The organism is Sporosarcina ureilytica (genome assembly GCF_001753205.1).
Lineage (GTDB): Bacteria > Bacillota > Bacilli > Bacillales_A > Planococcaceae > Sporosarcina > Sporosarcina ureilytica.
In genome coordinates this window covers 435,596-459,325 of the sequence record NZ_CP017560.1, presented here as the reverse complement: position 1 = coordinate 459,325, position 23,730 = coordinate 435,596, and the positions used below count along the sequence as shown (strand labels likewise).

The 23,730-nt window shown below is 40.4% G+C and carries 34 protein-coding genes and 5 tRNA genes; 5 read left to right on the top strand and 34 right to left on the bottom strand.

From position 1 onward, the window contains the following. Nucleotides 1–318: 318 nt before the first annotated feature. From BI350_RS02350 to BI350_RS02330, 5 genes are all read right to left on the bottom strand, one after another. Nucleotides 319–390 (bottom strand) — tRNA-Gln (locus tag BI350_RS02350). A gap of 142 nt (nucleotides 391–532) precedes the next feature. Next, nucleotides 533–604 (bottom strand) — tRNA-Glu (locus tag BI350_RS02345). Between the two features lie 197 nt (nucleotides 605–801). Then, nucleotides 802–886 (bottom strand) — tRNA-Tyr (locus BI350_RS02340). Nucleotides 887–971: 85 nt separating this feature from the next. Beyond that, nucleotides 972–1,047: transfer RNA gene (locus tag BI350_RS02335), tRNA-Thr, on the bottom strand. A gap of 3 nt (nucleotides 1,048–1,050) precedes the next feature. Further along, nucleotides 1,051–1,125 (bottom strand) — tRNA-Asn (locus BI350_RS02330). Between the two features lie 173 nt (nucleotides 1,126–1,298). Here BI350_RS02330 and BI350_RS02325 point away from each other — a divergent pair. Beyond that, on the top strand, nucleotides 1,299–1,961 hold the full coding sequence (locus tag BI350_RS02325; RefSeq protein ID WP_075526668.1) for a polysaccharide deacetylase family protein: 663 nt from the start codon (nucleotides 1,299–1,301) through the stop codon (nucleotides 1,959–1,961). Between the two features lie 88 nt (nucleotides 1,962–2,049). Here the strand turns inward: BI350_RS02325 and BI350_RS02320 are convergent, their stop codons facing one another. Then, entirely contained in the window at nucleotides 2,050–2,730 is a 681-nt protein-coding gene (locus tag BI350_RS02320; RefSeq protein ID WP_075526667.1) for a KinB-signaling pathway activation protein, read from the bottom strand. 146 nt (nucleotides 2,731–2,876) lie between these two features. Between BI350_RS02320 and gerD the strand changes: the two genes are divergently transcribed. Beyond that, nucleotides 2,877–3,476, top strand: coding sequence for a spore germination lipoprotein GerD (gerD, locus tag BI350_RS02315; protein WP_075526666.1), 600 nt, complete (start codon nucleotides 2,877–2,879; stop codon nucleotides 3,474–3,476). A 17-nt stretch (nucleotides 3,477–3,493) separates the two neighbouring features. Here the strand turns inward: gerD and BI350_RS02310 are convergent, their stop codons facing one another. The 5 genes from BI350_RS02310 to uvsE (BI350_RS02290) all read right to left on the bottom strand — a co-directional run bounded on the left by BI350_RS02310 (nucleotide 3,494) and on the right by uvsE (BI350_RS02290) (nucleotide 7,813). After that, nucleotides 3,494–4,552 (bottom strand): Mrp/NBP35 family ATP-binding protein, encoded by a 1,059-nt coding sequence (locus BI350_RS02310; RefSeq protein WP_075526665.1) that lies wholly within the window; start codon nucleotides 4,550–4,552, stop codon nucleotides 3,494–3,496. A gap of 78 nt (nucleotides 4,553–4,630) precedes the next feature. Next, nucleotides 4,631–5,344 carry an N-acetylmuramoyl-L-alanine amidase gene (locus tag BI350_RS02305; RefSeq protein WP_075526664.1) on the bottom strand — a complete coding sequence of 238 codons (714 nt, stop codon included), beginning with the start codon at nucleotides 5,342–5,344 and terminating at the stop codon, nucleotides 4,631–4,633. A gap of 114 nt (nucleotides 5,345–5,458) precedes the next feature. Further along, the gene (locus tag BI350_RS02300) at nucleotides 5,459–5,755 is read right to left on the bottom strand and encodes a rhodanese-like domain-containing protein (protein ID WP_075526663.1); all 297 of its coding nucleotides are present in this window, start codon (nucleotides 5,753–5,755) and stop codon (nucleotides 5,459–5,461) included. A 96-nt stretch (nucleotides 5,756–5,851) separates the two neighbouring features. Further along, nucleotides 5,852–6,817, bottom strand: coding sequence for a UV DNA damage repair endonuclease UvsE (uvsE, locus tag BI350_RS02295; protein ID WP_075526662.1), 966 nt, complete (start codon nucleotides 6,815–6,817; stop codon nucleotides 5,852–5,854). Between the two features lie 42 nt (nucleotides 6,818–6,859). Then, entirely contained in the window at nucleotides 6,860–7,813 is a 954-nt protein-coding gene (gene uvsE, locus BI350_RS02290) for a UV DNA damage repair endonuclease UvsE (protein ID WP_075526661.1), read from the bottom strand. A 329-nt stretch (nucleotides 7,814–8,142) separates the two neighbouring features. Between uvsE (BI350_RS02290) and BI350_RS02285 the strand changes: the two genes are divergently transcribed. From BI350_RS02285 to BI350_RS02275, 3 genes are all read left to right on the top strand, one after another. Further along, complete coding sequence (locus BI350_RS02285) at nucleotides 8,143–8,502, top strand: hypothetical protein (RefSeq protein WP_075526660.1); 360 nt, start codon at nucleotides 8,143–8,145, stop codon at nucleotides 8,500–8,502. 154 nt (nucleotides 8,503–8,656) lie between these two features. Beyond that, entirely contained in the window at nucleotides 8,657–9,055 is a 399-nt protein-coding gene (locus BI350_RS02280; protein ID WP_075526659.1) for a hypothetical protein, read from the top strand. A 278-nt stretch (nucleotides 9,056–9,333) separates the two neighbouring features. After that, nucleotides 9,334–10,134: a hypothetical protein gene (locus BI350_RS02275; RefSeq protein WP_075526658.1), complete on the top strand. Its 801-nt coding sequence runs from the start codon at nucleotides 9,334–9,336 to the stop codon at nucleotides 10,132–10,134. A 199-nt stretch (nucleotides 10,135–10,333) separates the two neighbouring features. On the opposite strand, the gene rpsI is transcribed toward BI350_RS02275, so the two are convergent. From rpsI to rplX, 23 genes are all read right to left on the bottom strand, one after another. Further along, on the bottom strand, nucleotides 10,334–10,726 hold the full coding sequence (gene rpsI / locus BI350_RS02270; protein ID WP_075526657.1) for a 30S ribosomal protein S9: 393 nt from the start codon (nucleotides 10,724–10,726) through the stop codon (nucleotides 10,334–10,336). An 18-nt stretch (nucleotides 10,727–10,744) separates the two neighbouring features. Continuing rightward, a complete protein-coding gene (rplM, locus tag BI350_RS02265; protein WP_075526656.1) occupies nucleotides 10,745–11,182 on the bottom strand; it encodes a 50S ribosomal protein L13 in 438 nt (145 codons plus the stop codon). Between the two features lie 219 nt (nucleotides 11,183–11,401). Then, the gene (truA, locus tag BI350_RS02260; protein WP_075526655.1) at nucleotides 11,402–12,163 is read right to left on the bottom strand and encodes a tRNA pseudouridine(38-40) synthase TruA; all 762 of its coding nucleotides are present in this window, start codon (nucleotides 12,161–12,163) and stop codon (nucleotides 11,402–11,404) included. A gap of 14 nt (nucleotides 12,164–12,177) precedes the next feature. Then, nucleotides 12,178–12,975: an energy-coupling factor transporter transmembrane component T family protein gene (locus BI350_RS02255; RefSeq protein ID WP_075526654.1), complete on the bottom strand. Its 798-nt coding sequence runs from the start codon at nucleotides 12,973–12,975 to the stop codon at nucleotides 12,178–12,180. Further along, nucleotides 12,969–13,841: an energy-coupling factor ABC transporter ATP-binding protein gene (locus tag BI350_RS02250; protein ID WP_075526653.1), complete on the bottom strand. Its 873-nt coding sequence runs from the start codon at nucleotides 13,839–13,841 to the stop codon at nucleotides 12,969–12,971. Before BI350_RS02250 ends, BI350_RS02255 begins: the two co-directional genes overlap by 7 nt. After that, a complete protein-coding gene (locus tag BI350_RS02245) occupies nucleotides 13,817–14,665 on the bottom strand; it encodes an energy-coupling factor ABC transporter ATP-binding protein (protein ID WP_075526652.1) in 849 nt (282 codons plus the stop codon). The genes BI350_RS02250 and BI350_RS02245 overlap by 25 nt, the downstream gene beginning before the upstream one ends. A 265-nt stretch (nucleotides 14,666–14,930) precedes the next feature. Continuing rightward, the gene (rplQ, locus tag BI350_RS02240; protein WP_075526651.1) at nucleotides 14,931–15,311 is read right to left on the bottom strand and encodes a 50S ribosomal protein L17; all 381 of its coding nucleotides are present in this window, start codon (nucleotides 15,309–15,311) and stop codon (nucleotides 14,931–14,933) included. Nucleotides 15,312–15,343: 32 nt separating this feature from the next. Beyond that, entirely contained in the window at nucleotides 15,344–16,288 is a 945-nt protein-coding gene (locus BI350_RS02235) for a DNA-directed RNA polymerase subunit alpha (RefSeq protein ID WP_075526650.1), read from the bottom strand. 137 nt (nucleotides 16,289–16,425) lie between these two features. Then, entirely contained in the window at nucleotides 16,426–16,815 is a 390-nt protein-coding gene (gene rpsK, locus BI350_RS02230; RefSeq protein ID WP_075526649.1) for a 30S ribosomal protein S11, read from the bottom strand. Nucleotides 16,816–16,844: 29 nt separating this feature from the next. Then, the gene (rpsM, locus tag BI350_RS02225) at nucleotides 16,845–17,201 is read right to left on the bottom strand and encodes a 30S ribosomal protein S13 (RefSeq protein WP_075526648.1); all 357 of its coding nucleotides are present in this window, start codon (nucleotides 17,199–17,201) and stop codon (nucleotides 16,845–16,847) included. Nucleotides 17,202–17,225: 24 nt separating this feature from the next. Further along, nucleotides 17,226–17,339 (bottom strand): 50S ribosomal protein L36, encoded by a 114-nt coding sequence (rpmJ, locus tag BI350_RS02220; RefSeq protein WP_075526647.1) that lies wholly within the window; start codon nucleotides 17,337–17,339, stop codon nucleotides 17,226–17,228. A 37-nt stretch (nucleotides 17,340–17,376) separates the two neighbouring features. Further along, nucleotides 17,377–17,595 (bottom strand): translation initiation factor IF-1, encoded by a 219-nt coding sequence (gene infA, locus BI350_RS02215; protein WP_060203457.1) that lies wholly within the window; start codon nucleotides 17,593–17,595, stop codon nucleotides 17,377–17,379. A 424-nt stretch (nucleotides 17,596–18,019) separates the two neighbouring features. Continuing rightward, the gene (locus BI350_RS02210; protein ID WP_075526646.1) at nucleotides 18,020–18,673 is read right to left on the bottom strand and encodes an adenylate kinase; all 654 of its coding nucleotides are present in this window, start codon (nucleotides 18,671–18,673) and stop codon (nucleotides 18,020–18,022) included. 37 nt (nucleotides 18,674–18,710) lie between these two features. Beyond that, entirely contained in the window at nucleotides 18,711–20,003 is a 1,293-nt protein-coding gene (gene secY, locus BI350_RS02205) for a preprotein translocase subunit SecY (protein ID WP_075526645.1), read from the bottom strand. After that, nucleotides 20,003–20,443 (bottom strand): 50S ribosomal protein L15, encoded by a 441-nt coding sequence (gene rplO / locus BI350_RS02200; protein ID WP_075526644.1) that lies wholly within the window; start codon nucleotides 20,441–20,443, stop codon nucleotides 20,003–20,005. Before rplO ends, secY begins: the two co-directional genes overlap by 1 nt. Before the next feature lie 34 nt (nucleotides 20,444–20,477). After that, entirely contained in the window at nucleotides 20,478–20,660 is a 183-nt protein-coding gene (gene rpmD / locus BI350_RS02195; protein ID WP_075526643.1) for a 50S ribosomal protein L30, read from the bottom strand. 13 nt (nucleotides 20,661–20,673) lie between these two features. Beyond that, nucleotides 20,674–21,174 carry a 30S ribosomal protein S5 gene (gene rpsE, locus BI350_RS02190; protein WP_075526642.1) on the bottom strand — a complete coding sequence of 167 codons (501 nt, stop codon included), beginning with the start codon at nucleotides 21,172–21,174 and terminating at the stop codon, nucleotides 20,674–20,676. A gap of 22 nt (nucleotides 21,175–21,196) precedes the next feature. After that, nucleotides 21,197–21,559 (bottom strand): 50S ribosomal protein L18, encoded by a 363-nt coding sequence (rplR, locus tag BI350_RS02185; protein WP_075526641.1) that lies wholly within the window; start codon nucleotides 21,557–21,559, stop codon nucleotides 21,197–21,199. A gap of 34 nt (nucleotides 21,560–21,593) precedes the next feature. Then, a complete protein-coding gene (gene rplF / locus BI350_RS02180; RefSeq protein WP_075526640.1) occupies nucleotides 21,594–22,133 on the bottom strand; it encodes a 50S ribosomal protein L6 in 540 nt (179 codons plus the stop codon). Nucleotides 22,134–22,162: 29 nt separating this feature from the next. After that, nucleotides 22,163–22,561, bottom strand: a complete 399-nt coding sequence (gene rpsH / locus BI350_RS02175; protein WP_075526639.1) for a 30S ribosomal protein S8 — start codon at nucleotides 22,559–22,561, stop codon at nucleotides 22,163–22,165. 30 nt (nucleotides 22,562–22,591) lie between these two features. Then, the gene (locus BI350_RS02170; RefSeq protein WP_075526638.1) at nucleotides 22,592–22,777 is read right to left on the bottom strand and encodes a type Z 30S ribosomal protein S14; all 186 of its coding nucleotides are present in this window, start codon (nucleotides 22,775–22,777) and stop codon (nucleotides 22,592–22,594) included. Nucleotides 22,778–22,796: 19 nt separating this feature from the next. Then, the gene (rplE, locus tag BI350_RS02165; protein ID WP_075526637.1) at nucleotides 22,797–23,336 is read right to left on the bottom strand and encodes a 50S ribosomal protein L5; all 540 of its coding nucleotides are present in this window, start codon (nucleotides 23,334–23,336) and stop codon (nucleotides 22,797–22,799) included. Further along, on the bottom strand, nucleotides 23,333–23,713 hold the full coding sequence (gene rplX, locus BI350_RS02160; protein ID WP_075526636.1) for a 50S ribosomal protein L24: 381 nt from the start codon (nucleotides 23,711–23,713) through the stop codon (nucleotides 23,333–23,335). Before rplX ends, rplE begins: the two co-directional genes overlap by 4 nt. Between the last annotated feature and the right edge of the window lie 17 nt (nucleotides 23,714–23,730).

The following is a 23,730-nucleotide window of genomic DNA, read 5'->3' as shown; positions in this document are numbered from 1 at the left end:
TTTCTATTAAAATAACTTTTAATTTAGTGATGTGCTAATGTTCAATATCGTCTTCATTATAAAGGAAGTAGTTATTTTTTACTACTTCTAATGCTTGTTGAAAAACATTTTTTAATGAATCAATTCAATCCTTTGATATCGTAGAATGCACACACAACAGCGAGCGCACATTCTGAAATCCCAAACATGGCTTGACCTTCAGTTTGATGCGCCGAAACACTTTTCTAAACCCGCTGTAAAATTTCCGAAATGTACTATTTCAAAATATAAAAAAAGCTAATCCGTAAGTCATATTGACTTAGGATTAGCTTTAAGTAGCTGGGGTAGCTGGATTCGAACCAACGAATGACGGAGTCAAAGTCCGTTGCCTTACCGCTTGGCTATACCCCACTGATTTTAAAATTGTGATATACGTCGCATTACCGCGTCAGCTTCATTCGTTCAGTCAGTCACGTACTCAAGTACGCTCCTTCCTTCACTCAATCGCTTCCTCGTTCTGCTCGTATCTCCCATTTTTAAATATTCATTATTATGACCCCTACGGGATTCGAACCCGTGTTACCGCCGTGAAAGGGCGGTGTCTTAACCGCTTGACCAAGGGGCCTCGATTTAAAATTGCGATACACGTCGCATGACTGCGTCAGCTTCATTCGCTCAGTCAGTCACGTACTTGAGTACGCTCCTTCCTTCACTCAATCGCTTCCTTGTTCTGCTCGTATCTCCCAATTTTAAAGGTAACTTAGGATATTTTTACAAGGATTTTGATTTACATCGCATGACTGCAATACTTTTAAAATACAATGGTGGTGGGGGAGGGATTCGAACCCCCGAACCCTGAGGGAGCGGATTTACAGTCCGCCGCGTTTAGCCACTTCGCTACCCCACCATTTAAAACTGCGGTATACGCCGCATGAATACGTAAATCGCATTCGTTCAGTTAGTTTATGTATTCCATTATAAATGCGTCTCTCTGGAGCTTCCAACCGGAATCGAACCGGTGACCTCTTCCTTACCATGGAAGCACTCTACCTACTGAGCTATGGAAGCATATGGCTCCGCAGGTAGGATTCGAACCTACGACCGATCGGTTAACAGCCGATTGCTCTACCACTGAGCCACTGCGGAATAATGATTATTATTATCTCGACACCATTTATTATACCAAGGTTTTTTTATTTTGCAAGCCCTAAATAAAAACTTTTATTTGGACAGCGACTTTTTTATAATAACACGGCTTATTCATATTTGTCAAATCCTGCTCATAGGATGTACATAGATTCCATTAAGGAGGACACCATATGCGGAAGAAGTTACTAATACTATTTATTGTAGGATGCGGTTTCTTTTTAGTATTTCCCCCATTACCTGAAAAACTTTCACTCATCTCGGTCTTCCGTGTGACTGAAGAGCCCGTTGCAATTGTACGTGGCACAAATGGTTCTGCACTCACCATCAATATTTCCTTCGGTGATGATGAAGTTAAAGAATGGATTGAAACACTTGAAAAGCCTTATCCCCTTTTATTAATTGACAATGACTGGGCAGAAAGATTTCCTGAAACAATCCAACTGATTCAAAAGAAAAAGATTCCTACCGGTTTACTTGGGCATAAAGGTGAAGCATACGAATTCGATGCAAAACTACTTGTAAATCAAGCCGAAAAATACGAAATCTTATTTGAGGAAAAGCCTCTCTGGTTTAGAACGATTGACGAGAACTTCCCACATTTTTTGCATAAAGTTCTATGGGAAGCTGAAATTAACGCACTTGGCTCGACCGTAACATGGTCGGGTGGTGAAATCCCACCTGTGACGGAAGGTGAAATCATTTCTGTTTCGCATCATCGAAATGATCGAATATATTTACCCGAGTTAAAACAACTCACTGAAAGTAGAGACTTTAAAACTTTAGATGAAGTTCTTTTCGGTCCAGTCGGTAAAATGAAAAAAATACCGAACTAAACATATTGTTTCCAATTTTAATTTATCCATATCGTATCCAAAAAATGAAAAACAGCACAATCATTTTTTAATCGATTGTGCTGCTTGTTTATTTCGAAGTAGCTGCTTTCGCTTCTTTCCTTCGCGCCGCGCGACGTTCATCAAGTTTCGCCTTATCAACGTCAGACATCGTATTATATTTTGGTAACGCTAAAATTTGGTAAGCGTTAACCGCCAGTAACGGGAATAGAAGGATTGTTACCCAAGTGTCAATATTTCCCGAGCTCACCATTAAAGCTGGTAACCATTCAAGCGTCGTAATGACAATCATAAAAAATAATGCTGAAATTAACGTATGCTTTTTCGTCCACTTCGCCTTCAAATAAGCGGTAATTCCTGAAACGATTACGAGCGATGCAAGTAAAGTTAAGTATAATAACGATCTACCTGTGTCTTCCGATGTTAGTCGGAAGCGGAAAAAGATTAAATCAAATAAAACAATTATAATAATTAACAATTGAACCCAGTTCCACAAAGTAAGCGTTCTGAAAATATTAACGCCAAATTGGTGTACTGTTAAATACGCGAAAAAACCCATTTGTGCGACGACACTCATTGTAAAACCAAGAAACACCATCCATAATAGTGCCCCTAAAAATTGCCAAATTTCTCCTGATTGTAAATAACTTGAGAAAAACGCCCAACGAACAATTAAACCAATGATGGCTGTGACAAGCCCACCAATCCAAAGCGCATTAAAGAAAAATTTTATCCAATTTCGTATTGTCAAAACAATGTGCCTCCGTTTTTGCTTGTTCTCATAAGTGTATCAACGATTTGGCCAAAAATCTATTTCAAATACCGACATATGCATATTTCTCGTCGATATGTGAACAATAATTGAAAACAGTCATGAAGGGAATGAAATAAAATCCCATGAAAATGAAATTCATCCAGTTACTGATAATTATTTTTCTGCTTGTTGGCTGTACACAACCACCTCAAGCAACACCGTCATTTGATGAGATAAAAAAAATGATGGCGGATGCCATTCAAACAGAGGATGGAAAAAAAGCATTACGACAAATATTGGCGGAGGAGGATTTTCGCGAACTTCTAGTGTTAGAGCAACCCGAGGTGAAGAAGTCTATAGAAGAGACTTTATTATCTAAACAAGGAGAAGACTTCTGGAAGCAGGCCCTTGAAGACCCCAAGTTTGCAGAAAAAATTGCTAAAAGCATGAAAGAACAACAAGAGGACGTCATGAAAAAATTAATGAGCGATGCGTCCTTTCAAAAACAAATGGAGGAATTTTTCGGCCAACCTGATATGCAGAAACAATTAGAGGACATTATGAAATCCTCAACAATGAAGGAGCAATACGAAAAAGCAATCGAAGAAACGATTAATAGTCCATTACTTCAAACAAAATGGGAAAAGTTAATTCAAGAAGCGGGAAAATCTGGAGCAGATGGCGGTAAGAAGGAGAAAGGCAAAGAAGAAGGGCAATCTAAAGGAGGCGGAGGGGGTCAGTAACCCTTCTCCGCTCTTTATTATTCGTTTTTCTTTCTAATCATTTCTTGTGCAATATCTGTATATATTTTTCCAATTGGATGGTCTTCTGCATAAACAGATGGGGCAAAGTCCTCTTCATCCCAATCCGGTTGGCCAAGTGGAATTTGTCCAAGTAGGTCAGTACGCAGCTCTTCCGCTAATCGCGTGCCTCCGCCTTTACCAAATACAAACTCTTTTTCGCCCGTAACTGACGATTCAAACCAAGACATATTTTCGATAACGCCTAGAATTTCATGATCTGTTTGTAATGCCATCGCCCCCGCACGTGCCGCAACAAATGCTGCTGTTGGATGTGGTGTCGTTACAATAATCTCTTTAGACGTCGGCAACATCTGGTGAATGTCAAGCGCAACATCGCCTGTGCCTGGTGGTAAATCTAGAAGCAAATAATCTAAGTCTCCCCATTCAACGTCTCTGAAAAATTGGTCGAGCGCCTTTCCGAGCATTGGTCCACGCCATACAACTGGTGCGTTATCTTCAACAAAGAAGCCCATTGAAATAACTTTTACACCCAGTCTTTCAACAGGGATGATACGCTCACCGCGTACTTTCGGCATTTTCGTAACACCCATCATGTCCGGAACACTAAAACCGTAAATATCCGCGTCAATGAGACCGACTTTCTTCCCAAGTCGTGCAAGCGCTACCGCAATATTGACAGAAACTGTCGACTTTCCAACGCCGCCCTTACCGGATGCAATTGAAATGAACTCGACATTACTTAATGGTGATAAAATATCCTGTGCTTCCGCCCCTGTTGCCGTTCCACGGAATTTGTTGAGCACTTCCTGTGACAGTTCTTCAAATCGAATGCCGACAGATTCCGCCCCTGCTTCTTTCAATATATCAACGACTTTCATTTGAAACGGTAATTGCTCTGCAGTATTTATTTTTGCTAGTGCTAACTTCACACTTACATGTTTCTTTTCAACATTAATCGATACCTCTGTGATACCTTCCGTTTCTGCAAGTGTTTTATGTAAAAACGGATCTTTCAACTGACCTACTAATTCGCGTACTGTTTGCTCATCAATCAATTCTGACACTCCTTGAAGGTATAATTAATTTCCCTTCAAGTATAGCATAATGATAGTGTGCAAACGATGGAACTAGCTCTACATTTCCTCGGCATTTAAAAATTCTGAAATTCCCTCCAAAATTGCGTCCGCTACTTTCGATTGATACTTTGGATCAACTAACAATGCCTTTTCTTCTGCATTTGAAATAAAACCTGTTTCTACCAATACTGAAGGCACAGGTGATTTCTTCAATAAATAAACACCGCTAATTGCTAACGCTTCACGATCTGTATTTTGTAAATTGCTTTGGAAAGAGGATTGAATCGCTTTCGCTAAAAATTCGCCATCCGGATGCCCCCCTTCATGATAAAACACTTGTGCACCGCGCCACTTAGAATCTGGAATTGCATTTACATGGACACTGATAAAAACGTCTGGGTTTTCATTAATCGCAATCGATTCACGTAATTTTAAATCCGCAATCTTGCGCGAGCGAAGGGTCGAAAACTTTTCTTCAGGTGTATGTTCGGCAAGTGCATCCCCTTCTTTCTTACGCGTCATCACAACAGTTGCACCCTTTTTTTCAAGCCGTTTCGCTAACTCATGTGAAATTTTGAGTGTAATGTCACGTTCTACTACATCCCCTTCAGAAGCCCCTCCGTCAGGTCCCCCATGCCCCGGGTCAATGACTACTTTTACTCCCGCAAATTCTTCGGGCATAAAAAATCCACGGTCCGATGCCTTAACCCCATAGATAACAATTCCTAGAGAACCTAATAATAAAATGCCAATAATCATCCATCGCTTCATTCTAGACACCGCCTTTTTCCTTTACTATACGTAAAAGATAAACAAGATATGTCCAATTCAATTTGCTTAAGCAAATAAAAAAAGGAACCTCTTGGGCCCCTTCGTGTCATTTAATTATTCAGTTGCGCCTTCCCATTCCAACATACCGCCTGTCATGTTCGTTGCATCATAGCCTTGTGCCTCTAGAAACTCTGTAGCACGCCCGCTACGACCGCCTGAGCGGCAGATAAGGATATATGACTTAGACTTATCCAATTCATTTACTCGCTCAGCTACCTCACCAAGTGGAATATGAAGAGCTCCCGGAATAATTCCTTCAGCGACTTCATCATCTTCACGCACATCAACTAAATGAAGTGTTTCGCCACTTTCTAAACGTTCTTGTACTTCTGATGGTGTAATTTCTTTCATATTTCAATCCACCCTTTCTTTTCACCTTAACTTAAGCTTACCATGAATCCCCTTCCTGATTCAGGCGAATATACTTTCCGATGCTATATTTCAAAGCTACCTTAATTTGAATGAAGAGCCATCAATGATTTCAACGTCATCTCTAGCTTTTATCTCTTCCATCAAATGAAATAAGGCTTCGTCTTTTCTTTTCGCTTCAATCATACAATCAATTCGTGGAATGCTCCCCTTTATTTCTGTTAAAAATTCAAAAAACATACCCGCATCTACATAATCTGCATGATGTCGGAATGCTTTTTGACTTTTGGGGCTTGAGATGTGCATTTTTATTGGAAGCGGAGAATGCCTCCACGTTTGTATCACTCGATCCCAATGGCTTTTCCAATCCGAATTTTGATGATGAGCAAGGTGATGGTGATAATCAAACACAAGCGGAATATCCAGTTTTTCACATAAGTAAAGACTGTCTTCCAACGTAAATGAAGTGTCATCATTTTCGAGCATAATCATTTTTTGTAGCGATTTCGGAACTACTGCCCAATTATCGATAAAACGTTCAAGTGAAGCGCCTGTATCTTTATAATTGCCTCCTACATGCATAACACAGCGATGAGTTCGGTCTATGCCCATACCTTTTAATAATAGAAAATGCAACTTCAACGTTTGTAAAGAATTTTTCAAAATTTCTTTTTTCGATGAGTTAATGAGAACGAAATGATCCGGATGAAAATCAACTCTAATATTGTTGTCTCTTACAAAGTCGCCAATCTCTCGCAGCGCTTCTTGCAAAGGTTTCATATAATCCCAATCAAGGAGGTCAGGATGGTTGGCCAAAGGGATTAATCGAGAAGTAAAACGATAGAAGTAAATTTCTGAAGCTACATTATGCCTTAAAATTCTAAGTGTATTATGTAAATTAGAAATCGAAATACGTTCCAATTTTCGAATTGCAGCTTCCCTATCATCGATCTTTTGAAACTGCGCATAAGTCATCGTTTGAGAGGGAGATGCGTTTTTTAATTCCATACTCATTGCCACATAACCTAAACGTACAATCGTCACTTTTGCCACCTCATTCGCCGCTAGTCATTAAAACAATCACAGTTACCATTCCACTGTTGAGCCTGAGATACGTTTGACACCTCTGATAGAAGCTATTTCTTCAATCAGTTTAAACATGGCTAGGTTCTTCTGTTTGGCTTCAATCATAATATCAAAATCCTGATTAAGTTCTTTTGCCAATTTCAAGAATGGAAAGATAAACTCAAAAGAAACAAAATCTGCATGTGAACGGAAGGCTTGATCTGATTTCGGTGATGAAAGATGGACTTTTGGCACTTCAGGAAACCTTGTCCATGTATTAAATATGCGCGGCAAATAATTTGAGAGGTCCACCTCACCTTTATTAGCCTTATAGTGGTGATAATCAAGAACCATAGGAATCCCTTCTTTTTCACAAGCAATAAGTGTTTCTTCAACATGATAGGTCTTATCGTCATTTTCGAGCGTCATTTGTTTTTTAATATTGGCGGGTAACGTCTTTAGATTCTGATGGAAACGCTCTAACGTACTTTCTTTATCCCCATACGCTCCGCCAATATGAATATTAATAAGACCTCTGTCCAACGCATTCATCACTTCGAGCATTTTAAAATGGTATTCCATATCCACTACTGCATTTCTGGTCACTTCTTCCCGTGGACTCGTGAAAAGTGTAAATTGGTTAGGATGAAAGCTTGGCCGCAGCTCAAATTGTTGAATGAGCTGGCCCAACTCTTCCCATTCCCTTTTGAAGGGCGTAACAAAGTCCCACATTACTTCAGGGTGAGTTGCCAGTGGCACAAGTGAACTTGAAAATCGATACAGTTCTATTTCATGAGCGATATTATAATACAAAATTCTTTTCGTATGCTGTAAATTTTGAGCTGTTACAGACTTGAGCTTATCCATGCGTTCTTCTTTGGATAGCATTTTATAGCGAGCAAAGGTTAGCGTTTTAGACGGGCTTGCGTCCCATAATCCTAATGCATTGGCAACATATCCAAAACGAATCTTCATCATTTTTCTCCTTCTATATAAACCCATTTAATGCGCATTATCTTTTTCGCGATACAATCAGGTATTTTATATCGTACCCTACATTACTTTTTAGATACAATCTTTTTTCCTGAAGGATATTAAAAAGATGGCTCCGGAACAATAACGAAATCACCTAATTGCGGCCTAAACTGTAAAAGTATTAAATTTCGGATACCTATGCAAGGGACTTTTATTATTCCCTATCCACCTTACTTCACCTTAAACTTTTCATTAAACACCATCAATGTGACACACTTTGAGCATTTACGCATTATATATAAGTAACAAGGACAGAAAGGAAGAGAATAGTGCCTAAAAAAGGTCCTAAGCCTCCAAAACCTAAAAAACATCATAAGCACTCTACCAAAGATACCCATGATAAAAACACTGCCTGCGCCTTCCTAGATGAGGAAATATGCATCGAAGCAAAGGTAACAGTAAATCCTGATGTTTCGGTAGGGGAGATAGAAGTCAAATGTTTGGAATCTACAATCGACCCTTCCTCAAAACATAAAAATGCATCTGATGAATGTACGATGATCGTTAGTCAATTGATCCGCGTGAAAATTCCTGTTCATTTTAAAGCAAATGTCAAAGCAGAAAAACACGGTGTAAGTTGCGGAGATCACTCAGATGAATCATCGAGCTGTCTTGATGATCATAAGTAGTGGAAAGAAAGCATCGGTTGAATAACTTACCAGATGCTTTCTTTTATCGTTAATTACACTTTGATTATAATCATTTTTATTTAGTTGCCAGTACTTAATGTCACGTAGGGAAATCTACTAAAATGAGAGAATTTAAAGTAAAGGAATGATTTCAATGCCTCAAAATAATAATGAAGAAGAATTGGTTTTTGTCGATAGAGACGCAGAGAATGGTGGTTGTACAAGAACGATTGAGAAAAAAGTAAGCGTAGCAGCACAGGTGACAATTAAACCTATTGTCCATGTGAGGGAATCCGATATAGAAATGGAGTGTTGTGGTCCTCCGACTGTAAAAAGGTTAAGAAAGAAAAAAAATTGCGGAAAGAACAAAAGCCATAGAAAGAAACAGTCAAAAGCGGATAAGTGCAAGTTTTTAGTTCAACAAGATTTACGTGTGCGGATTCCTATTCACTTTGATACAAAAAACGAAGTTAAACCACTGGGTGTTATTTGTGATTCAGGTTCTGGACCTTGTGATCATGTCAATGATGACACTAAAGATACAAACAAATAAATTCATTTTATAGTCCGAATTATCGCAGTTAGCGAAAACGCCTGTTTAAGCATCTGCCTAATGAGGGCTTTTGCACTGCTTTCTACTACTTATTCGAAAAGTTTATTAAAACATGCGATAAAAGCGGAGACAAGCCATTAAACCTTTCATATAGATACATCAGTGACAAAAAAGGCGGTGAAATTTTTTAGGAAAAGATTCTTTTGATAATCGAACTGTTGTTGATGACCAGCCCTTAAGTCTATGGAAAAATAACTATTAAAAAAGGAGAATATTATATGAGTAATAACGATTGTGGCTGCGGAAATAGCAGCACCAATGAAACAAGCCCAGTTGTTCAAAATCAGCGGGTAGTCATACAACAAGTTGAGACTCCGTGTACGCGAACATTTCATGAAACGGTTACGGAGGCGGCCGAACTCATCATTACGCCAAATATAATTTCCGGCCCAACTTCCACTAGATGCGTAGGTGAGCCTAGGATTGTAACTACTTTTCCAACTGTCCAACCGGATTGTAGGTTTACAGTAGAACAGGATGTGTGTGCGCAATTTGAAGTTACCTTTGGAGCTCATGCGGAGGTTGGTGATACAGGAGTAATTTGCGGAGAACCGGGTACTGGTCCATGTCCACCCCCACCATCCAACACATGTTGTTTAGCTGTTGCAGAAACAAACCAAGGAAATACTGATGTTACAACAACCGCTACTTTAAACGGAAATCCACTCGAAGCTGCTGTAGCGAGTCCATTTTCAATAAAAATTTGCTCTCCAAATTGTGAACTAGAAGGTAGCCATTTCAATTTAGAGGTTCATAGTACAACAAGTCCGGACGTTCATTTTGAAATTAATCATCAAGAAATTACGGAAATGTCATGCAATGGCTTGACTCTAAATTTAACAGCTGTCAGCGACTTGCACATTGGTAGCGGTACGCTTAACAATGTAACTTTCAACATCACGATTAATCCAACATCGTTTAGCGTTGTAGCATCTCTTGGTGGAAACACAATTTTCACTTCAACTAGCACTACTGATAGCCCAGATGTAATTGATATAGCGCCTTGTAACCCTTCGTAAGGGTAACATTCTTCCACAAGTAAGAAGTTCTAATGTCGATTAACATTCAACGCAAAAATCAGAAAATCCGTGAAGGTTTACTTTACGGGTTTTCTTTTTCGGCTAAATGTTTTTCATTTTCAATAATCAATAACTAGATACTTTGATATAAAAAAAGACCCCCAACCAATTTGGTCGAGAGTCTTGAAACGATAATATATTAACGTTTTGAGAATTGTGGACGACGACGTGCGCCACGGAAACCGTACTTCTCGCGCTCTTTCATACGTGGGTCACGTGTTAAGAATCCAGCTGATTTAAGTGCTGGGCGGAAATCTGGGTCAACGTTTAATAGTGCACGTGCAACGCCGTGACGGATTGCACCAGCTTGTCCAGTGTATCCTCCACCGTGAACGTTTACTAAAACGTCGTAGCTTCCTAATGTTTCTGTAGTGATAAGTGGTTGCTTAATAACTTCTCGTAATGTTTCGAATGGTACGTAGTCTTCTACGTCACGGTTGTTGATGATAATTTTTCCATCACCAGGTACGAGACGTACGCGAGCTACTGAACTTTTACGACGGCCAGTGCCGAGATATTGTACTTGTGCCAAAACTGTTTCCTCCTCTTATTATCCGCGAAGCTCGTAAACTTCAGGTTTTTGTGCCGCATGCGGATGCTCCGCTCCAGCGTATACATTTAGTTTTCTGAATGTCTGGCTGCCTAAAGGACCTTTTGGAAGCATTCCTTTAACTGCAAGCTCAAGCATTTTTGTTGGGTAGTTTGTGCGCATTTCAAGTGCAGTACGCTCTTTTAAGCTACCTGTGTAACCTGAGTGACGGTAGTATTTTTTGTCTTTCAATTTGTTACCTGAAAGTTGAATTTTCTCAGCATTGATAATGATAACATGGTCACCTGTATCAACGTGTGGTGTAAATGTTGGCTTATGTTTTCCACGTAAAAGTGCTGCAACTTCAGAAGCTAGACGACCAAGCGTTTGACCTTCAGCGTCGACAACATACCATTTACGCTCTACTTCGTGGCCTTTTGCCATGAATGTTGTACGCATAATTGTATCCTCCTAATTAACTGTAAATTTCCCGATTTAATCTATATCCCTAAACACAAATAACCTTCCGGGGCTTCTTGTGGGGTTTTAGAATTACCATTTCTTATCTTATAACGATTTCTTCTTTTAGTCAAGCATTTTATGCAAAAACACACGGTAAAGTTGTTCCGATTTATTTGCTGCAGGTTAACGTTCATTTCTCGAGCAATACGAAGCAATTTATTTAGGTATATCATCATAATCATAAGTGACATTATCTAAATATAAACCGTGTGCTGGCGCGGTTTTACTTGCCGCTTGACGATCCTTTAACGCTAGTATTTCCTTCACTTCTTCAGGCTGATGCCAACCTTTTCCGACTGCCAATAACATTCCAGCAATCGTCCGCACCATATTATATAAAAAGCCATCACCTTCGATAGTCATAACGAGCTCATCGCCGTGCCTTTCCAGTGTTAATAATCTCACGGTACGCACGCGGTTGGAAGTTGCTGTTTTGGCGGAACAAAAACTAGTAAAATCATATGTGCCAATTAAATATTTGGCAGCTTCCTTCATTTTTTCAACATCAGGACGCCATTTTCCTAAATGAACAGAATAATTACGTTCAAATGGGCTATGCACGGATGCATAAGACCATTTAAAGATGTAGGTCTTCCCAGTTGCTGAATACCTTGCATGGAAATCTTCATCCACGTAGCAAACGTTGACGATGCGAATATCGGTCGGCAACAATACATTTAACGCCATTTGCCATCGTTCTTCTTCTAGGGTAAGTGACGTATCAAAATGAATGACTTGTCCATTAGCATGAACGCCCGAATCCGTACGCCCACTCGCAACAGAATGAATGCTTTTGTCTTTATGAATTTTCACTAAGGCTTTATCAATTTCTGATTGGACCGTTCTCATCCCGGGTTGTGATTGATAGCCTGCAAAATTCGTCCCATCATAGGCGACGACTGCTTTAACACGCCCCATTTTTTCCTTACCTCCTACCCTCTCCAAAAGTAAAGGGAACTGATTAACAAAACTAGAACAACCATTGCAATGGTATCGCGATAATCCCATTTGAGTTGTCGGTATCTCGTACGCCCTTCCCCGCCACGATAGCCACGCACTTCCATAGCTACTGCTAAATCTTCTGCACGTTTAAAAGCACTTACGAACAGCGGCACGAGAAGCGGAATGACTGCTCGAATCCGTTCTTTCATCGTACCTGAGCTAATATCAGAACCGCGAGCAAGCTGGGCTTTTAATATTTTATCCGTCTCATCCATTAATGTTGGGATAAACCGTAAGGAAATAGACATCATTAATGCAAGCTCATGGACCGGCAATTTGAATCGTTTAAGTGGATTGAGTAAATCTTCCATCCCGTCCGTTATCGATATTGGCGACGTTGTTAGCGTTAAAATGGAGGTGATTAACACAAGTATAAAGAAACGTAACGAGATGAAAATACCTTGTCGTAAACCCTCTTCGTAAATTTTAATCATTTTCCAGTCGATTAACAAAGCGCCTTCCCGTGTAAAAAACAGGTGCATAATGAATGTAAAAATAATTAATAACAAAATCGGTTTTAATCCATTTAAAAGAAAGTACAAACGGATTCGGGATGCAAAAATGACAAGCAAAGTAAATCCTAATAAAATTGCATATGTTTGAACATTATTTGCCAGAAAAACTGCAATCACAAACAGCAAAACAAAGATTAGTTTTGACCGTGGATCAAGTTTATGTATAAAAGATTGTCCCGGTATAAAACGACCGAAAATCATCTTTTCTAACATGAATGATCCCCCTCTTGTGCTGCTTGCGCAATCATTTTTGCCAACTGTTCGTCCGTTAACGCAATCTCCGGAAGTGAGCGATCAATCAACTTTTCAATATCTCTTTGAAATTTAACCGTTTTTGGTAAACCAAGACGATAGGCAAGAAGTTGCTCTTCATTTCCAAATATCTCTGTTGGGGAGCCTGTCATGACAGACGTTCCATCATGCATAACAATGACATGATCCGCATACCGCGCTGCATCGTCCATACTATGTGTGACGAGAATCGTCGTCAGATTTTCTTTTTTATGTAGATAATGAAATAGCTCCATAATCTCTTTCCGACCACGAGGATCTAATCCTGCAGTTGGCTCGTCCAATATTAGAATAGAAGGATTAAAGGCCAATACACCGGCAATGGCAACTCTTCGCATTTGCCCCCCCGATAAATCGAATGGGGATTTGCTTGCAACATCTTCCGGAAGACCTAACAACTTAATGAGCTCGTATGCTCGTTTTTCTGCCACTTCTTCAGACACGCCAAAATTTAATGGACCAAACATAATATCTTTAAGAACCGTTTCCTCGAATAATTGATGTTCTGGAAACTGAAAGACGATGCCGACATGTCTACGAATTTCTCTTAATTCTTTCCCTTTTGTCTTGGCATGTATGGCAACATCACCGACCTTCACAATACCCTCAGATGGCTTTAAGAGCCCGTTTAAGTGCATTAAGAGTGTTGACTTCCCAGAACCCGTGTGACCGATAATCGCCGTGTAAGAACCGGACGGAATGGTCGCCTCTACGCCATGCAAGGCTCTTTTTTCAAACGGTGTGTCCTTTCCGTATAAATACCCTACTTGTTGTAGTGAGATGTCCATAATTCATTCACCAATTCTTCTTCTGTCATATGTTCACCGGCTAAATCCAACCCATTTTGACGAATTAAATTCGACATATTCATAGCAAACGGAATATCTAATCCGATTGATTCGAGTTTCTCTCCATCTGAAAAGATTTCTTCCGGTGTTCCGATATCCAGTACTTTCCCTTGATTCATGACGATAATGCGATCCGCAAGCAGAGCTTCCTCAAGGTCATGTGTAATAGAGATGACTGTTAAATCCGTTGTTCTTTTTAATTCGGATACGATTTGAATCACTTCTTCTCTTCCTTGTGGATCAAGCATCGACGTCGCTTCATCCATAATGAGGAGATTTGGTTTCAATGCCAATGCTCCAGCAATCGCAACACGTTGCTTTTGCCCCCCTGATAAGTGATGCGGCTCATGATCTAGAAAATCTTCCATTTTAACAAGGGTTAATGATTCGCGAACGACCGTTACCATTTCTTCAAAAGGAACCCCTTTGTTTTCCAATGCAAAAGCAACGTCATCCTGAACAGTTGACCCGACAAACTGGTTATCAGGGTTTTGAAAAACGATTCCCATTTTTGAGCGAATATCCCATATGTTTTCAGCTGTTAATTGTTCCAAAAATACATGGATATTTCCTTCGTTAGGAAATAAAAGTCCAATCATTAGCTTTGCTAGTGTCGATTTTCCCGAACCATTATGTCCTACAATCGCTATCCATTCACCGTCATGAATCGTAAATGAAACATCATCTACCGCATTTTTACTTACCATTTCATCATCGGTCGGATAGGCAAAGGAGACATGATCAACAGATAAGATTTCCTTCATTGCCAACACCCCCATCAAGCTATGCAACCTAAAACATTCTTTCGTGAAAATAAAAAAAAGCGCGCACCTCATCCGAAGAAACGCGCACATATCTATAACCAATACCGGGTGCTCAATCCGATATTGCAGATGAGGTACGTAGAGCTAGACCAAACAAGAAGAACCTTGCCGATCGTAACACTCAGCTTTAAATTGTCGTATAAATCATTTTAAAAAAAGGGTGTGGACAGACGTTAGCCGGACACACCCTTAAAGTTATTAACCATTACACAAGTTCAATAACAACAACAGGTGCGCCGTCTCCACGACGAGGACCCATCTTCATGATACGTGTATAACCACCTTGACGCTCTGCATAACGTGGTGCAACATCATCAAAAAGTTTTTGAATTGCATAAACTTCAACTTCATTACCTTCTTCGTTCTTAGTCGTAACTAATTCGCGGCGCATGTATTGTGCAGCTTGACGACGTGCGTGTAAATCGCCACGTTTACCAAGTGTAATCATTTTTTCAACGACGGAACGAAGCTCTTTTGCACGTGCTTCTGTCGTTTCAATGCGCTCATGCATAATAAGACTAGTTGTAAGGTCGCGAAGCATCGCTTTACGCTGTGAACTTGTACGTCCTAATTTTCTGTATGCCATAAAAATTTCCCTCCTTCAACCTATGAAATCACTCAATCTTCAGTTCGTAGTTCGAGATTAAGTTCATCTAGCTTCGCTTTCACTTCTTCAAGTGATTTACGGCCAAGATTTCGTACTTTCATCATTTCTTCTTCTGTTTTATTCGAAAGTTCTAAGACAGTATTGATGCCTGCACGTTTTAGGCAGTTATAAGAACGAACAGAAAGATCTAGTTCTTCAATCGTCATTTCTAGTACCTTTTCAATCTGGTCTTCTTCTTTTTCTACCATAATCTCTGCAGTTTGTGCTTCATCTGTCATGTTTACGAATATATTTAAGTGCTCAGTAAGGATTTTTGCGCCAAGAGAAACAGCTTCCTTTGGACCAATGCTGCCATCTGTCGTAACATCAAGTGTTAACTTATCGAAATGCGTTAATTGACCAACTCGCGTGTTTTCAACTTGGAAGTTTACGCGTGAAACTGGTGTGTAAATCGAGTCAACTGGAATTACTCCTATTGCAAGATCTTCACGTTTGTTCATGTCCGCAGGTGCATATCCACGACCACGTATTGCATACATACGCATACGTAAGTGGCCATTTTTACCAAGCGTCGCAATTTTTTGCTCTGGGTTTAGGATTTCAACGTCACTGTCATGCGTAATATCTGCAGCAGTTACAACTCCCTCACCTTTTACGTCTACCTCAATTACTTTCTCTTCATCCGAATAGATTTTAAGCGCAAGTTTTTTCACATTCAAAACAATGGAAGAAACATCTTCAACGACACCTTCAACTGCTGAAAATTCGTGAAGTACACCATCAATTTGAATAGATGTTACAGCTGCTCCTGGTAATGAGGAAAGAAGAATGCGTCGTAAGGAATTCCCTAAAGTATTCCCATATCCACGTTCTAGCGGTTCAATGATAAACTTTCCGAATTTGGAATCTTCGCTGATTTCTACTGTCTCAATCTTCGGTTTCTCAATTTCGATCATTCGTTTACCCTCCTTCGAAACGTCGTATATACTGGCCGTTCCATATTGAAATCGATTTTCGCATTAGCGAATTTCTATCATACAATTTATCTTTGACAAAAATTGTGTTTCTCAATCAAATGGAGTGAAAGCCATTATTATACACGGCGACGTTTTGGTGGACGGCAACCGTTATGTGGAACTGGCGTTACGTCTCTAATCGCTGTTACTTCAAGACCAGCAGCTTGTAAAGAACGAATCGCAGCTTCACGACCAGCACCAGGTCCTTTAACAGTTACTTCTAAGTTTTTAAGTCCATGTTCCATTGCAACTTTAGCAGCTGTTTCAGCAGCCATTTGTGCAGCGAATGGAGTAGATTTACGGGAGCCTTTAAAGCCTAGTGCACCAGCACTTGACCATGACAGTGCATTCCCTTGCATATCTGTAATTGTAACAATTGTATTGTTAAACGTCGAACGGATATGTGCAATACCGTTTTCGATATTCTTTTTCACGCGACGTTTACGTGTAACTTGTCTTTTTGCCATGTTAAGAAGAAACCTCCTTTACCAATAAATTATTTTCTAACTGCGCGCTTAGCACCCTTACGAGTACGTGCGTTATTTTTAGTGTTTTGTCCTCGAACAGGTAATCCACGACGGTGACGGATACCACGGAAGCTTCCGATTTCCATCAAACGTTTGATGTTAAGAGAAGTTTCACGACGAAGGTCACCTTCTACTCTTAGACTGTCGATTTCTGTACGAATTTTGTCTAACTCTGCATCCGTTAAATCACGTACACGTGTTTCTTCAGATACACCAGCAGCTTCAAGTACTTTTTTCGCAGTCGTTTTACCGATTCCGAAAACATACGTTAATGAGATAACAATGCGCTTATCGCGCGGAATGTCTACACCAGCAATACGTGCCATAAAAATTGTGCACCTCCTTTTAAATTAGCCTTGTCTTTGTTTGTGTTTTGGATTTTCACAGATAACCATTACTCGCCCACGTCTGCGAATAACTTTACATTTTTCACAGATCGGTTTTACAGATGCTCTAACTTTCATCTTACCCAACCTCCTTCATATTCCGGAGTGCAAAAGTTTATTTGAAACGGTACGTAATTCGACCGCGTGTTAAATCGTAGGGCGAAAGTTCCATAGTTACTTTGTCGCCAGGTAGGATGCGAATAAAGTGCATACGAATCTTACCGGATACATGTGCCAGTATCGTATGGCCATTTTCCAACTCTACTTTAAACATCGCGTTCGGCAACGTTTCTACTACAGTTCCTTCGACTTCAATTACATCGTCTTTCGCCATCATTCCTGTCTCCCTTCTGTATCATTAAAGGTTCTCACCATCAATCGGCATTAGTCGCCTTTAAAGCTTTTTCAACATATGTCTGGAACGCAAGAGTGATGTTCGAAAGACGTCTGCCATATTTGTTTCCCGGAGGTCAATATTCCCAGTTACGGGAATTAAATCGCACCGGAATGGAACACGACCCCGTCCAGAGTGCCGTACATGAGCTCCTAAGTTACGTTATGACAGTTCTTTCTCCTACTGATGTAGGAATTTTAGAACCAATTCGTCTCGCAGAACTCCAGCAGTTCTTATGCCGGGCATCATATGCTTTTGCAGCTCTTTGTGTGAAATGCCCTTTCCGTCTAGCATTCACATGCTGCTTCGTGGATTCTAACAGTATACATAACAGTTAGCCATGATTGCATGCGCCCGGAAAGGTTTACTGAGCGTTTCCTTGAAGGATAACGTCCAGATCTTTGAAAACGTTTTGAATGTCTTGTTGTCCATTGATATTTGACAGCACGCTTTTTGTTTCATAGAAATCTAAAAGTGGTGCTGTTTGTGTCATATTTACGTCTAAACGATTCTTTACAGTTTCAGGATTGTCATCCTCACGCTGATAAAGTTCGCCACCATCTTTGTCACAAACCCCTTCTGCTTTCGGTGGGTTGAATTGCAGATGATACGACGTTCCGCATACTTTACAAATCCGGCGACCTGTTAAACGTTTAACAAGTTCCTCTGGATCCACTTGGATATTAATAACATGCTCAATTTTTCGGTCCATGTCCGCTAGTAACTCGTCAAGCGCTTCTGCCTGAGGTACTGTGCGTGGGAATCCATCTAACAAGAAACCTTTTTCACAATCAGACTTGCTTAAACGTTCACGAACAATGCCAATCGTTACTTCGTCAGGAACTAATGCCCCTTGGTCCATATACGACTTTGCTTTTAAACCGAGTTCTGTACCTTCAGAGATAGCAGCACGAAACATATCGCCTGTGGAAATATGAGGGATATCGTACTTTTCAACAATACTGTCTGCCTGTGTACCTTTACCAGCCCCAGGCAAACCCATTAATATGATATTCATACGGATTAGCCTCCACACTTCGCTTCAATCAAGAAGTTTATTTCATAAAACCCTTGTAATGTCGTTTTACAAGTTGTGACTCAAGTTGCTTCATCGATTCGAGTGCAACACCCACTACGATCAGCAAGCTTGTTCCTCCAATTTGTAAAGACTGTGGAAGATTCGCCAAGTTAATAAAGAATATTGGCATTACTGCCACCAGCGCTAGGAAAATTGCCCCAACGAAGGTTAGTCTATACAAAGTGCTCGTTAAATAATCCTGAGTATCTTGTCCAGGACGAATTCCTGGAATATAGGCGCCTTGTTTCTTTAAGTTTTCCGCCGCATTCTCAGGGTTTACCTGAATAAATGCATAGAAATAAGTGAATGCGAGAATTAACGCCAGATAGATCACCATACCCACTGGGTTTGTATAATCAAATACGTTAATAATCGTTAGTGTAACTTTATTTTCTCCGAAAAACGTTGCCAATGATTGCGGCGTGATGAAAAATGCCGCAGCAAAGATTACCGGGATAACACCAGCTGCGTTAAGTTTTAAAGGCATATGCGTCTGCTGTCCTGCAGTCATCTGACCGCGGCCTGTAGCGCGTTTCGCATACTGAACTGGTATTTTACGTAATGCTTCTTGGACGTAAATCACGCCAACTGTCACTGCAACAATGACGAGAAGCAATAGTACTGTAATACCTAATTTAATGAATAACGCATCTCCTGCATCTTGAATTTGTGTTGCATAGTATTGGTTGACTGCAGTTGGAATCCCCGCAACAATCCCAGCAAAAATGATGATGGAAATACCATTTCCAACACCCTTTTCTGTGATTTTTTCACCAAGCCATAACAAGAATGCAGTACCTGCTGTCAATACAATTGCAATAACAGCATAGGTTGCGATACTTTCGTCTTTTATTAGCATACCACCGTACATTCGGTTAAAACCAAATGACATTGCCGTCCCCTGAATAAAAGCAAGGATGATTGTGAAATATCTCGTGAACTGTGCAAGTTTACGTCTTCCCACATCACCTTGTTTTGCCCATTCAGCGAACTTAGGCACAACATCCATTTGCAATAATTGCATGATGATGGATGCAGTGATATAAGGCATAATTCCCATTGCTAAGATTGAGAAGTTCGCAAGTGCACCACCACCAAAGACGTTCAAAAAGCCAATTAAACCTTGAGTGTCTTGCTGCAATGCAGTTGCATCTACACCCGGAACAGGTATAAATGCACCCAGTCTAAAAGCAATTAACACGAGCAATGTAAAGAGGATTTTATTTCTAATATCTTTAACGCGCATAAAGTTAGAGATTGTCTGAAACATTAAATCACCTCTGTTTGCCCGCCTGCTTGTTCGATTGCTTCTTTAGCAGTAGCAGAGAATTTATGAGCTTTTACTGTAAGCTTCTTTTCAAGTTTACCGTTACCAAGAATTTTAATTCCTGATTTCGCTTTGCTTACAACTCCTGATTCAAGCAGCAATTCAGGTGTTACTTCCGTGCCTTCATCGAATAGGTTTAGCTTGTCAAGGTTCACAACAGCATAATCTTTGCGATTTATGTTAGTAAAGCCACGTTTAGGAAGTCGTTGGAAAAGTGGTGTTTGTCCACCTTCGAATCCAAGACGTACGCCACCGCCTGAACGAGCGTTTTGTCCTTTATGACCTTTACCGGAAGTTTTTCCGTAGCCAGAACCGATTCCACGTCCGATACGTTTACGGGATTTACGTGCACCAACAGCTGGTTTCATTTCGTGTAATTTCATTTCATTGGCACCTCCTTAAATAGAAAAATAGGAATTATAGTTCGTTTACTGTGACTAAGTGAGACACTCTATTAATCATGCCACGAATTGCGACGTTGTCTTCGTGAGCAACTGTTTGATTAATTTTCTTAAGCCCTAGAGCTTCTACTGTTTTACGTTGTGCTGGTTTTGAACCAATCACGCTTTTCGTAAGGGTGATTTCAAGTTTTTTAGCCATCGTCTTTCCCCCCTTAACCTAGCAGTTCTTCTACAGTTTTTCCGCGTAAGTTTGCTACATCTTCCGCACGCTTCAAGCTTTCAAGTCCTTGGATTGTTGCACGTACCATGTTAATTGGTGTGCTTGATCCTAAAGATTTAGAAAGAATGTCTGTGATTCCTGCTAATTCGAGTACAGCACGGACAGGTCCGCCTGCGATAACTCCTGTACCAGGCGCTGCAGGTTTAATTAGAACTTGCCCTGCACCGAAACGTCCAAGAATTTCATGTGGAGTAGTTCCTCTTACCATTGGTACTTCAATTAGGTTCTTCTTAGCATTTTCAATTGCTTTACGAATTGCTTCTGGAACTTCTTGAGCTTTTCCTGTTCCGAAACCAACTCGGCCATTTTTATCACCGACAACAACAAGAGCAGTAAAACGGAAACGACGTCCACCTTTTACAACTTTTGCTACTCGGTTAATCGTAACTACGCGTTCTTCAAACTCACTTTTGTTCTGATCATTACGACGCATTAAATGTGTCCCTCCCTCTTAATTAAAATTCCAGACCATTTTCACGTGCAGCATCTGCAAGAGCCTTTACACGGCCGTGAAATAGGTAACCGCCACGGTCGAATACAACCGATTTAAGATCTTTCTCAACGGCTTTTTTCGCGATTAATTCGCCAACTTTTGCAGCAGCTTCTGCATTCGCTTTAGTATCGGATTCAAACGCTTTGTCCATAGTCGAAGCGCTCGCAATCGTTACACCGTTTACGTCATCGATCAACTGAGCATAGATATGCTTGTTTGAACGGTATACGTTTAAACGTGGACGTGTTGCTGTTCCGCTTACTTTTGTACGTACGCGTGAATGACGCTTTTTACGAACAGCGTTTTTATCATTTTTCGTAATCATCGTGGTCACTCCTTCCAAGATGCCTTAAGCGGCATTATTTACCAGTTTTTCCTTCTTTACTACGTACGCGCTCGCCTTGGTAACGAACCCCTTTGCCTTTGTATGGCTCTGGTGGACGAACTTGACGAATGTTAGATGCAAGTGCACCAACACGCTCTTTGTCGATACCGCGAATCGTAATTTTCGTGTTTTCTGGAACTTCGATTTCAATTCCTTCTTCCGGTGTGAACTCAACCGGATGCGAGTAACCTACGTTCAAAACAAGTTTCTTACCTTGAAGTTGTGCACGGTAACCTACCCCAACAAGTTGAAGTGAACGTTCAAACCCTTTTGAAACTCCTGTTACCATATTGTCGAGAAGTGAACGAGTCGTTCCATGGATGGAGCGGTGTTCTTTCGACTCAGAAGGACGGACCAATGTGATCACGTTGCCTTCTTGTTCGATTTTAATTTCTTCATTTAACTGATTTGATAATTCGCCTTTTGGACCTTTTACTGTAACAAAGTTTCCTTCTGCAATTGTAACTGTTACGTCAGCAGGTACTTCAATTGGCTTTTTTCCAATACGGGACATTAATTGCACCTCCATTCATTTGCTCAGTATTACCAAACGTAAGCTACGATTTCTCCGCCTACTTGCTTCGCACGTGCTTCCTTGTCTGTTAGGAGACCGTGTGATGTTGAAACGAGGGCGATACCAAGACCATTTAAAACTTTAGGAACTTCGTTCGTTTGTGCATAAACACGAAGACCTGGTTTTGAAATACGTTTTAGGCCTGTAATAACACGCTCGTTGTTTTGACCATATTTAAGGAAAATACGGATGATTCCTTGCTTATTGTCTTTGACGAATTCAACGTCACGGACAAAACCTTCACGTTTTAAGATTTCAGCAATTTCTCTTTTCATGTTTGAAGCAGGTACTTCAAGCTTTTCGTGACGAACCATGTTCGCGTTACGAATGCGTGTAAGCATATCTGCTACCGGATCACTCATTGTCATTCTATTGACCTCCTTCCCATATTTTGGGGATTACCAGCTTGCTTTTTTAACGCCAGGAATTTGTCCCTTATAAGCTAATTCGCGGAAACAAATACGGCAAAGCATAAATTTGCGATATACGGAATGCGGACGTCCACAACGCTCACAACGTGTGTATTCCTGCACTTTAAATTTCGCCTTACGTTTTTGTTTGGCTACCATTGATTTTTTAGCCATGATTTCGCCTCCCTCTCTTTTACTTCTGGAACGGCATACCGAACTGCTTTAATAACTCATGAGCTTCTTCGTCCGAGTTAGCAGTTGTAACGATGTTGATGTCCATACCACGGATTTTAGAAACTTTATCATAATCGATCTCAGGGAAGATAAGTTGTTCTTTAACCCCTAATGTATAGTTTCCACGACCGTCGAATGCTCTCTTAGAAACACCGCGGAAGTCACGAACACGTGGTAGTGCAATCGTAACTAATTTATCAAGGAACTCATACATACGCTCTCCACGTAATGTAACTTTCGTTCCGATTGGCATTCCTTCACGAAGACGGAAACCAGCGATTGATTTTTTAGCACGAGTAATGACTGGCTTTTGACCAGAAATCGTTGTTAAGTCTTCAACTGCAGCGTCAAGCGCTTTTGAGTTTTGTACAGCATCGCCAACACCCATGTTGATAACGATTTTTTCTACTTTAGGAACTTGCATTACAGATGTATATTCAAACTTGCTCATTAAAGCAGGTGTGATTTCTTTTTCGAACTTCTCTTTAAAACGACTCAATCCGAAGAACCTCCTTTCTCACCTTTGATTTCTTTTTTGCTAACCTGGTCAATAATTTCGCCAGATTTTTTTGCAACACGATATTTTACGAGGTAATTTTCACCGTCGATTACTTTTTCTTCGAATGTGTATCCTACGCGTGTAGGTTCACCTGATTTCGGATCAATAAGCATGACGTTTGAAACGTGAATTGGAGCTTCTACGCTCACGATTCCGCCTTGAGGATTCTCCTGGTTAGGTTTCGTATGTTTTTTGACGATGTTAACACCTTCAACAAGCACGCGATCTTTCCCCGGGAAACCTGCTAAGATAACGCCATCTTTGCCTTTATCTTTGCCCGAAATAACTCTTACTTTATCGCCTTTTTTAACATGCATTGTATCGCACCTCCTTG

Bases quoted from the DNA above. Each gene is read 5' to 3' on its own strand.
- BI350_RS02170 (WP_075526638.1), bottom strand. From the start codon at position 22,777: ATGGCTAAAAAATCAATGGTAGCCAAACAAAAACGTAAGGCGAAATTT.
- BI350_RS02250 (WP_075526653.1), bottom strand. From the start codon at position 13,841: ATGGACATCTCACTACAACAAGTAGGGTATTTATACGGAAAGGACACA.
- infA (WP_060203457.1), bottom strand. From the start codon at position 17,595: ATGGCGAAAGACGATGTAATTGAAGTCGAAGGAACTGTAGTAGAAACG.
- BI350_RS02275 (WP_075526658.1), top strand. From the start codon at position 9,334: ATGAGTAATAACGATTGTGGCTGCGGAAATAGCAGCACCAATGAAACA.
- BI350_RS02235 (WP_075526650.1), bottom strand. From the start codon at position 16,288: ATGATCGAAATTGAGAAACCGAAGATTGAGACAGTAGAAATCAGCGAA.
- rpsM (WP_075526648.1), bottom strand. From the start codon at position 17,201: ATGGCACGTATTGCTGGTGTAGACATTCCGCGCGATAAGCGCATTGTT.
- rplF (WP_075526640.1), bottom strand. From the start codon at position 22,133: ATGTCCCGTATTGGAAAAAAGCCAATTGAAGTACCTGCTGACGTAACA.
- truA (WP_075526655.1), bottom strand. From the start codon at position 12,163: ATGGGGCGTGTTAAAGCAGTCGTCGCCTATGATGGGACGAATTTTGCA.
- rplX (WP_075526636.1), bottom strand. From the start codon at position 23,713: ATGCATGTTAAAAAAGGCGATAAAGTAAGAGTTATTTCGGGCAAAGAT.
- gerD (WP_075526666.1), top strand. From the start codon at position 2,877: ATGAAAATGAAATTCATCCAGTTACTGATAATTATTTTTCTGCTTGTT.
- rpsE (WP_075526642.1), bottom strand. From the start codon at position 21,174: ATGCGTCGTAATGATCAGAACAAAAGTGAGTTTGAAGAACGCGTAGTT.
- rplR (WP_075526641.1), bottom strand. From the start codon at position 21,559: ATGATTACGAAAAATGATAAAAACGCTGTTCGTAAAAAGCGTCATTCA.
- rplO (WP_075526644.1), bottom strand. From the start codon at position 20,443: ATGAAATTACACGAAATGAAACCAGCTGTTGGTGCACGTAAATCCCGT.
- BI350_RS02300 (WP_075526663.1), bottom strand. From the start codon at position 5,755: ATGAAAGAAATTACACCATCAGAAGTACAAGAACGTTTAGAAAGTGGC.
- BI350_RS02255 (WP_075526654.1), bottom strand. From the start codon at position 12,975: ATGTTAGAAAAGATGATTTTCGGTCGTTTTATACCGGGACAATCTTTT.
- rpmJ (WP_075526647.1), bottom strand. From the start codon at position 17,339: ATGAAAGTTAGAGCATCTGTAAAACCGATCTGTGAAAAATGTAAAGTT.
- BI350_RS02245 (WP_075526652.1), bottom strand. From the start codon at position 14,665: ATGAAGGAAATCTTATCTGTTGATCATGTCTCCTTTGCCTATCCGACC.
- BI350_RS02305 (WP_075526664.1), bottom strand. From the start codon at position 5,344: ATGAAGCGATGGATGATTATTGGCATTTTATTATTAGGTTCTCTAGGA.
- BI350_RS02325 (WP_075526668.1), top strand. From the start codon at position 1,299: ATGCGGAAGAAGTTACTAATACTATTTATTGTAGGATGCGGTTTCTTT.
- BI350_RS02210 (WP_075526646.1), bottom strand. From the start codon at position 18,673: ATGAATATCATATTAATGGGTTTGCCTGGGGCTGGTAAAGGTACACAG.
- rpsH (WP_075526639.1), bottom strand. From the start codon at position 22,561: ATGACAATGAGTGATCCGGTAGCAGATATGCTTACACGCATTCGTAAC.
- secY (WP_075526645.1), bottom strand. From the start codon at position 20,003: ATGTTTCAGACAATCTCTAACTTTATGCGCGTTAAAGATATTAGAAAT.
- rpmD (WP_075526643.1), bottom strand. From the start codon at position 20,660: ATGGCTAAAAAACTTGAAATCACCCTTACGAAAAGCGTGATTGGTTCA.
- BI350_RS02280 (WP_075526659.1), top strand. From the start codon at position 8,657: ATGCCTCAAAATAATAATGAAGAAGAATTGGTTTTTGTCGATAGAGAC.
- rpsK (WP_075526649.1), bottom strand. From the start codon at position 16,815: ATGGCAAAAAGACAAGTTACACGTAAACGTCGCGTGAAAAAGAATATC.
- uvsE (WP_075526661.1), bottom strand. From the start codon at position 7,813: ATGAAGATTCGTTTTGGATATGTTGCCAATGCATTAGGATTATGGGAC.
- rplM (WP_075526656.1), bottom strand. From the start codon at position 11,182: ATGCGTACAACATTCATGGCAAAAGGCCACGAAGTAGAGCGTAAATGG.
- rplQ (WP_075526651.1), bottom strand. From the start codon at position 15,311: ATGGCATACAGAAAATTAGGACGTACAAGTTCACAGCGTAAAGCGATG.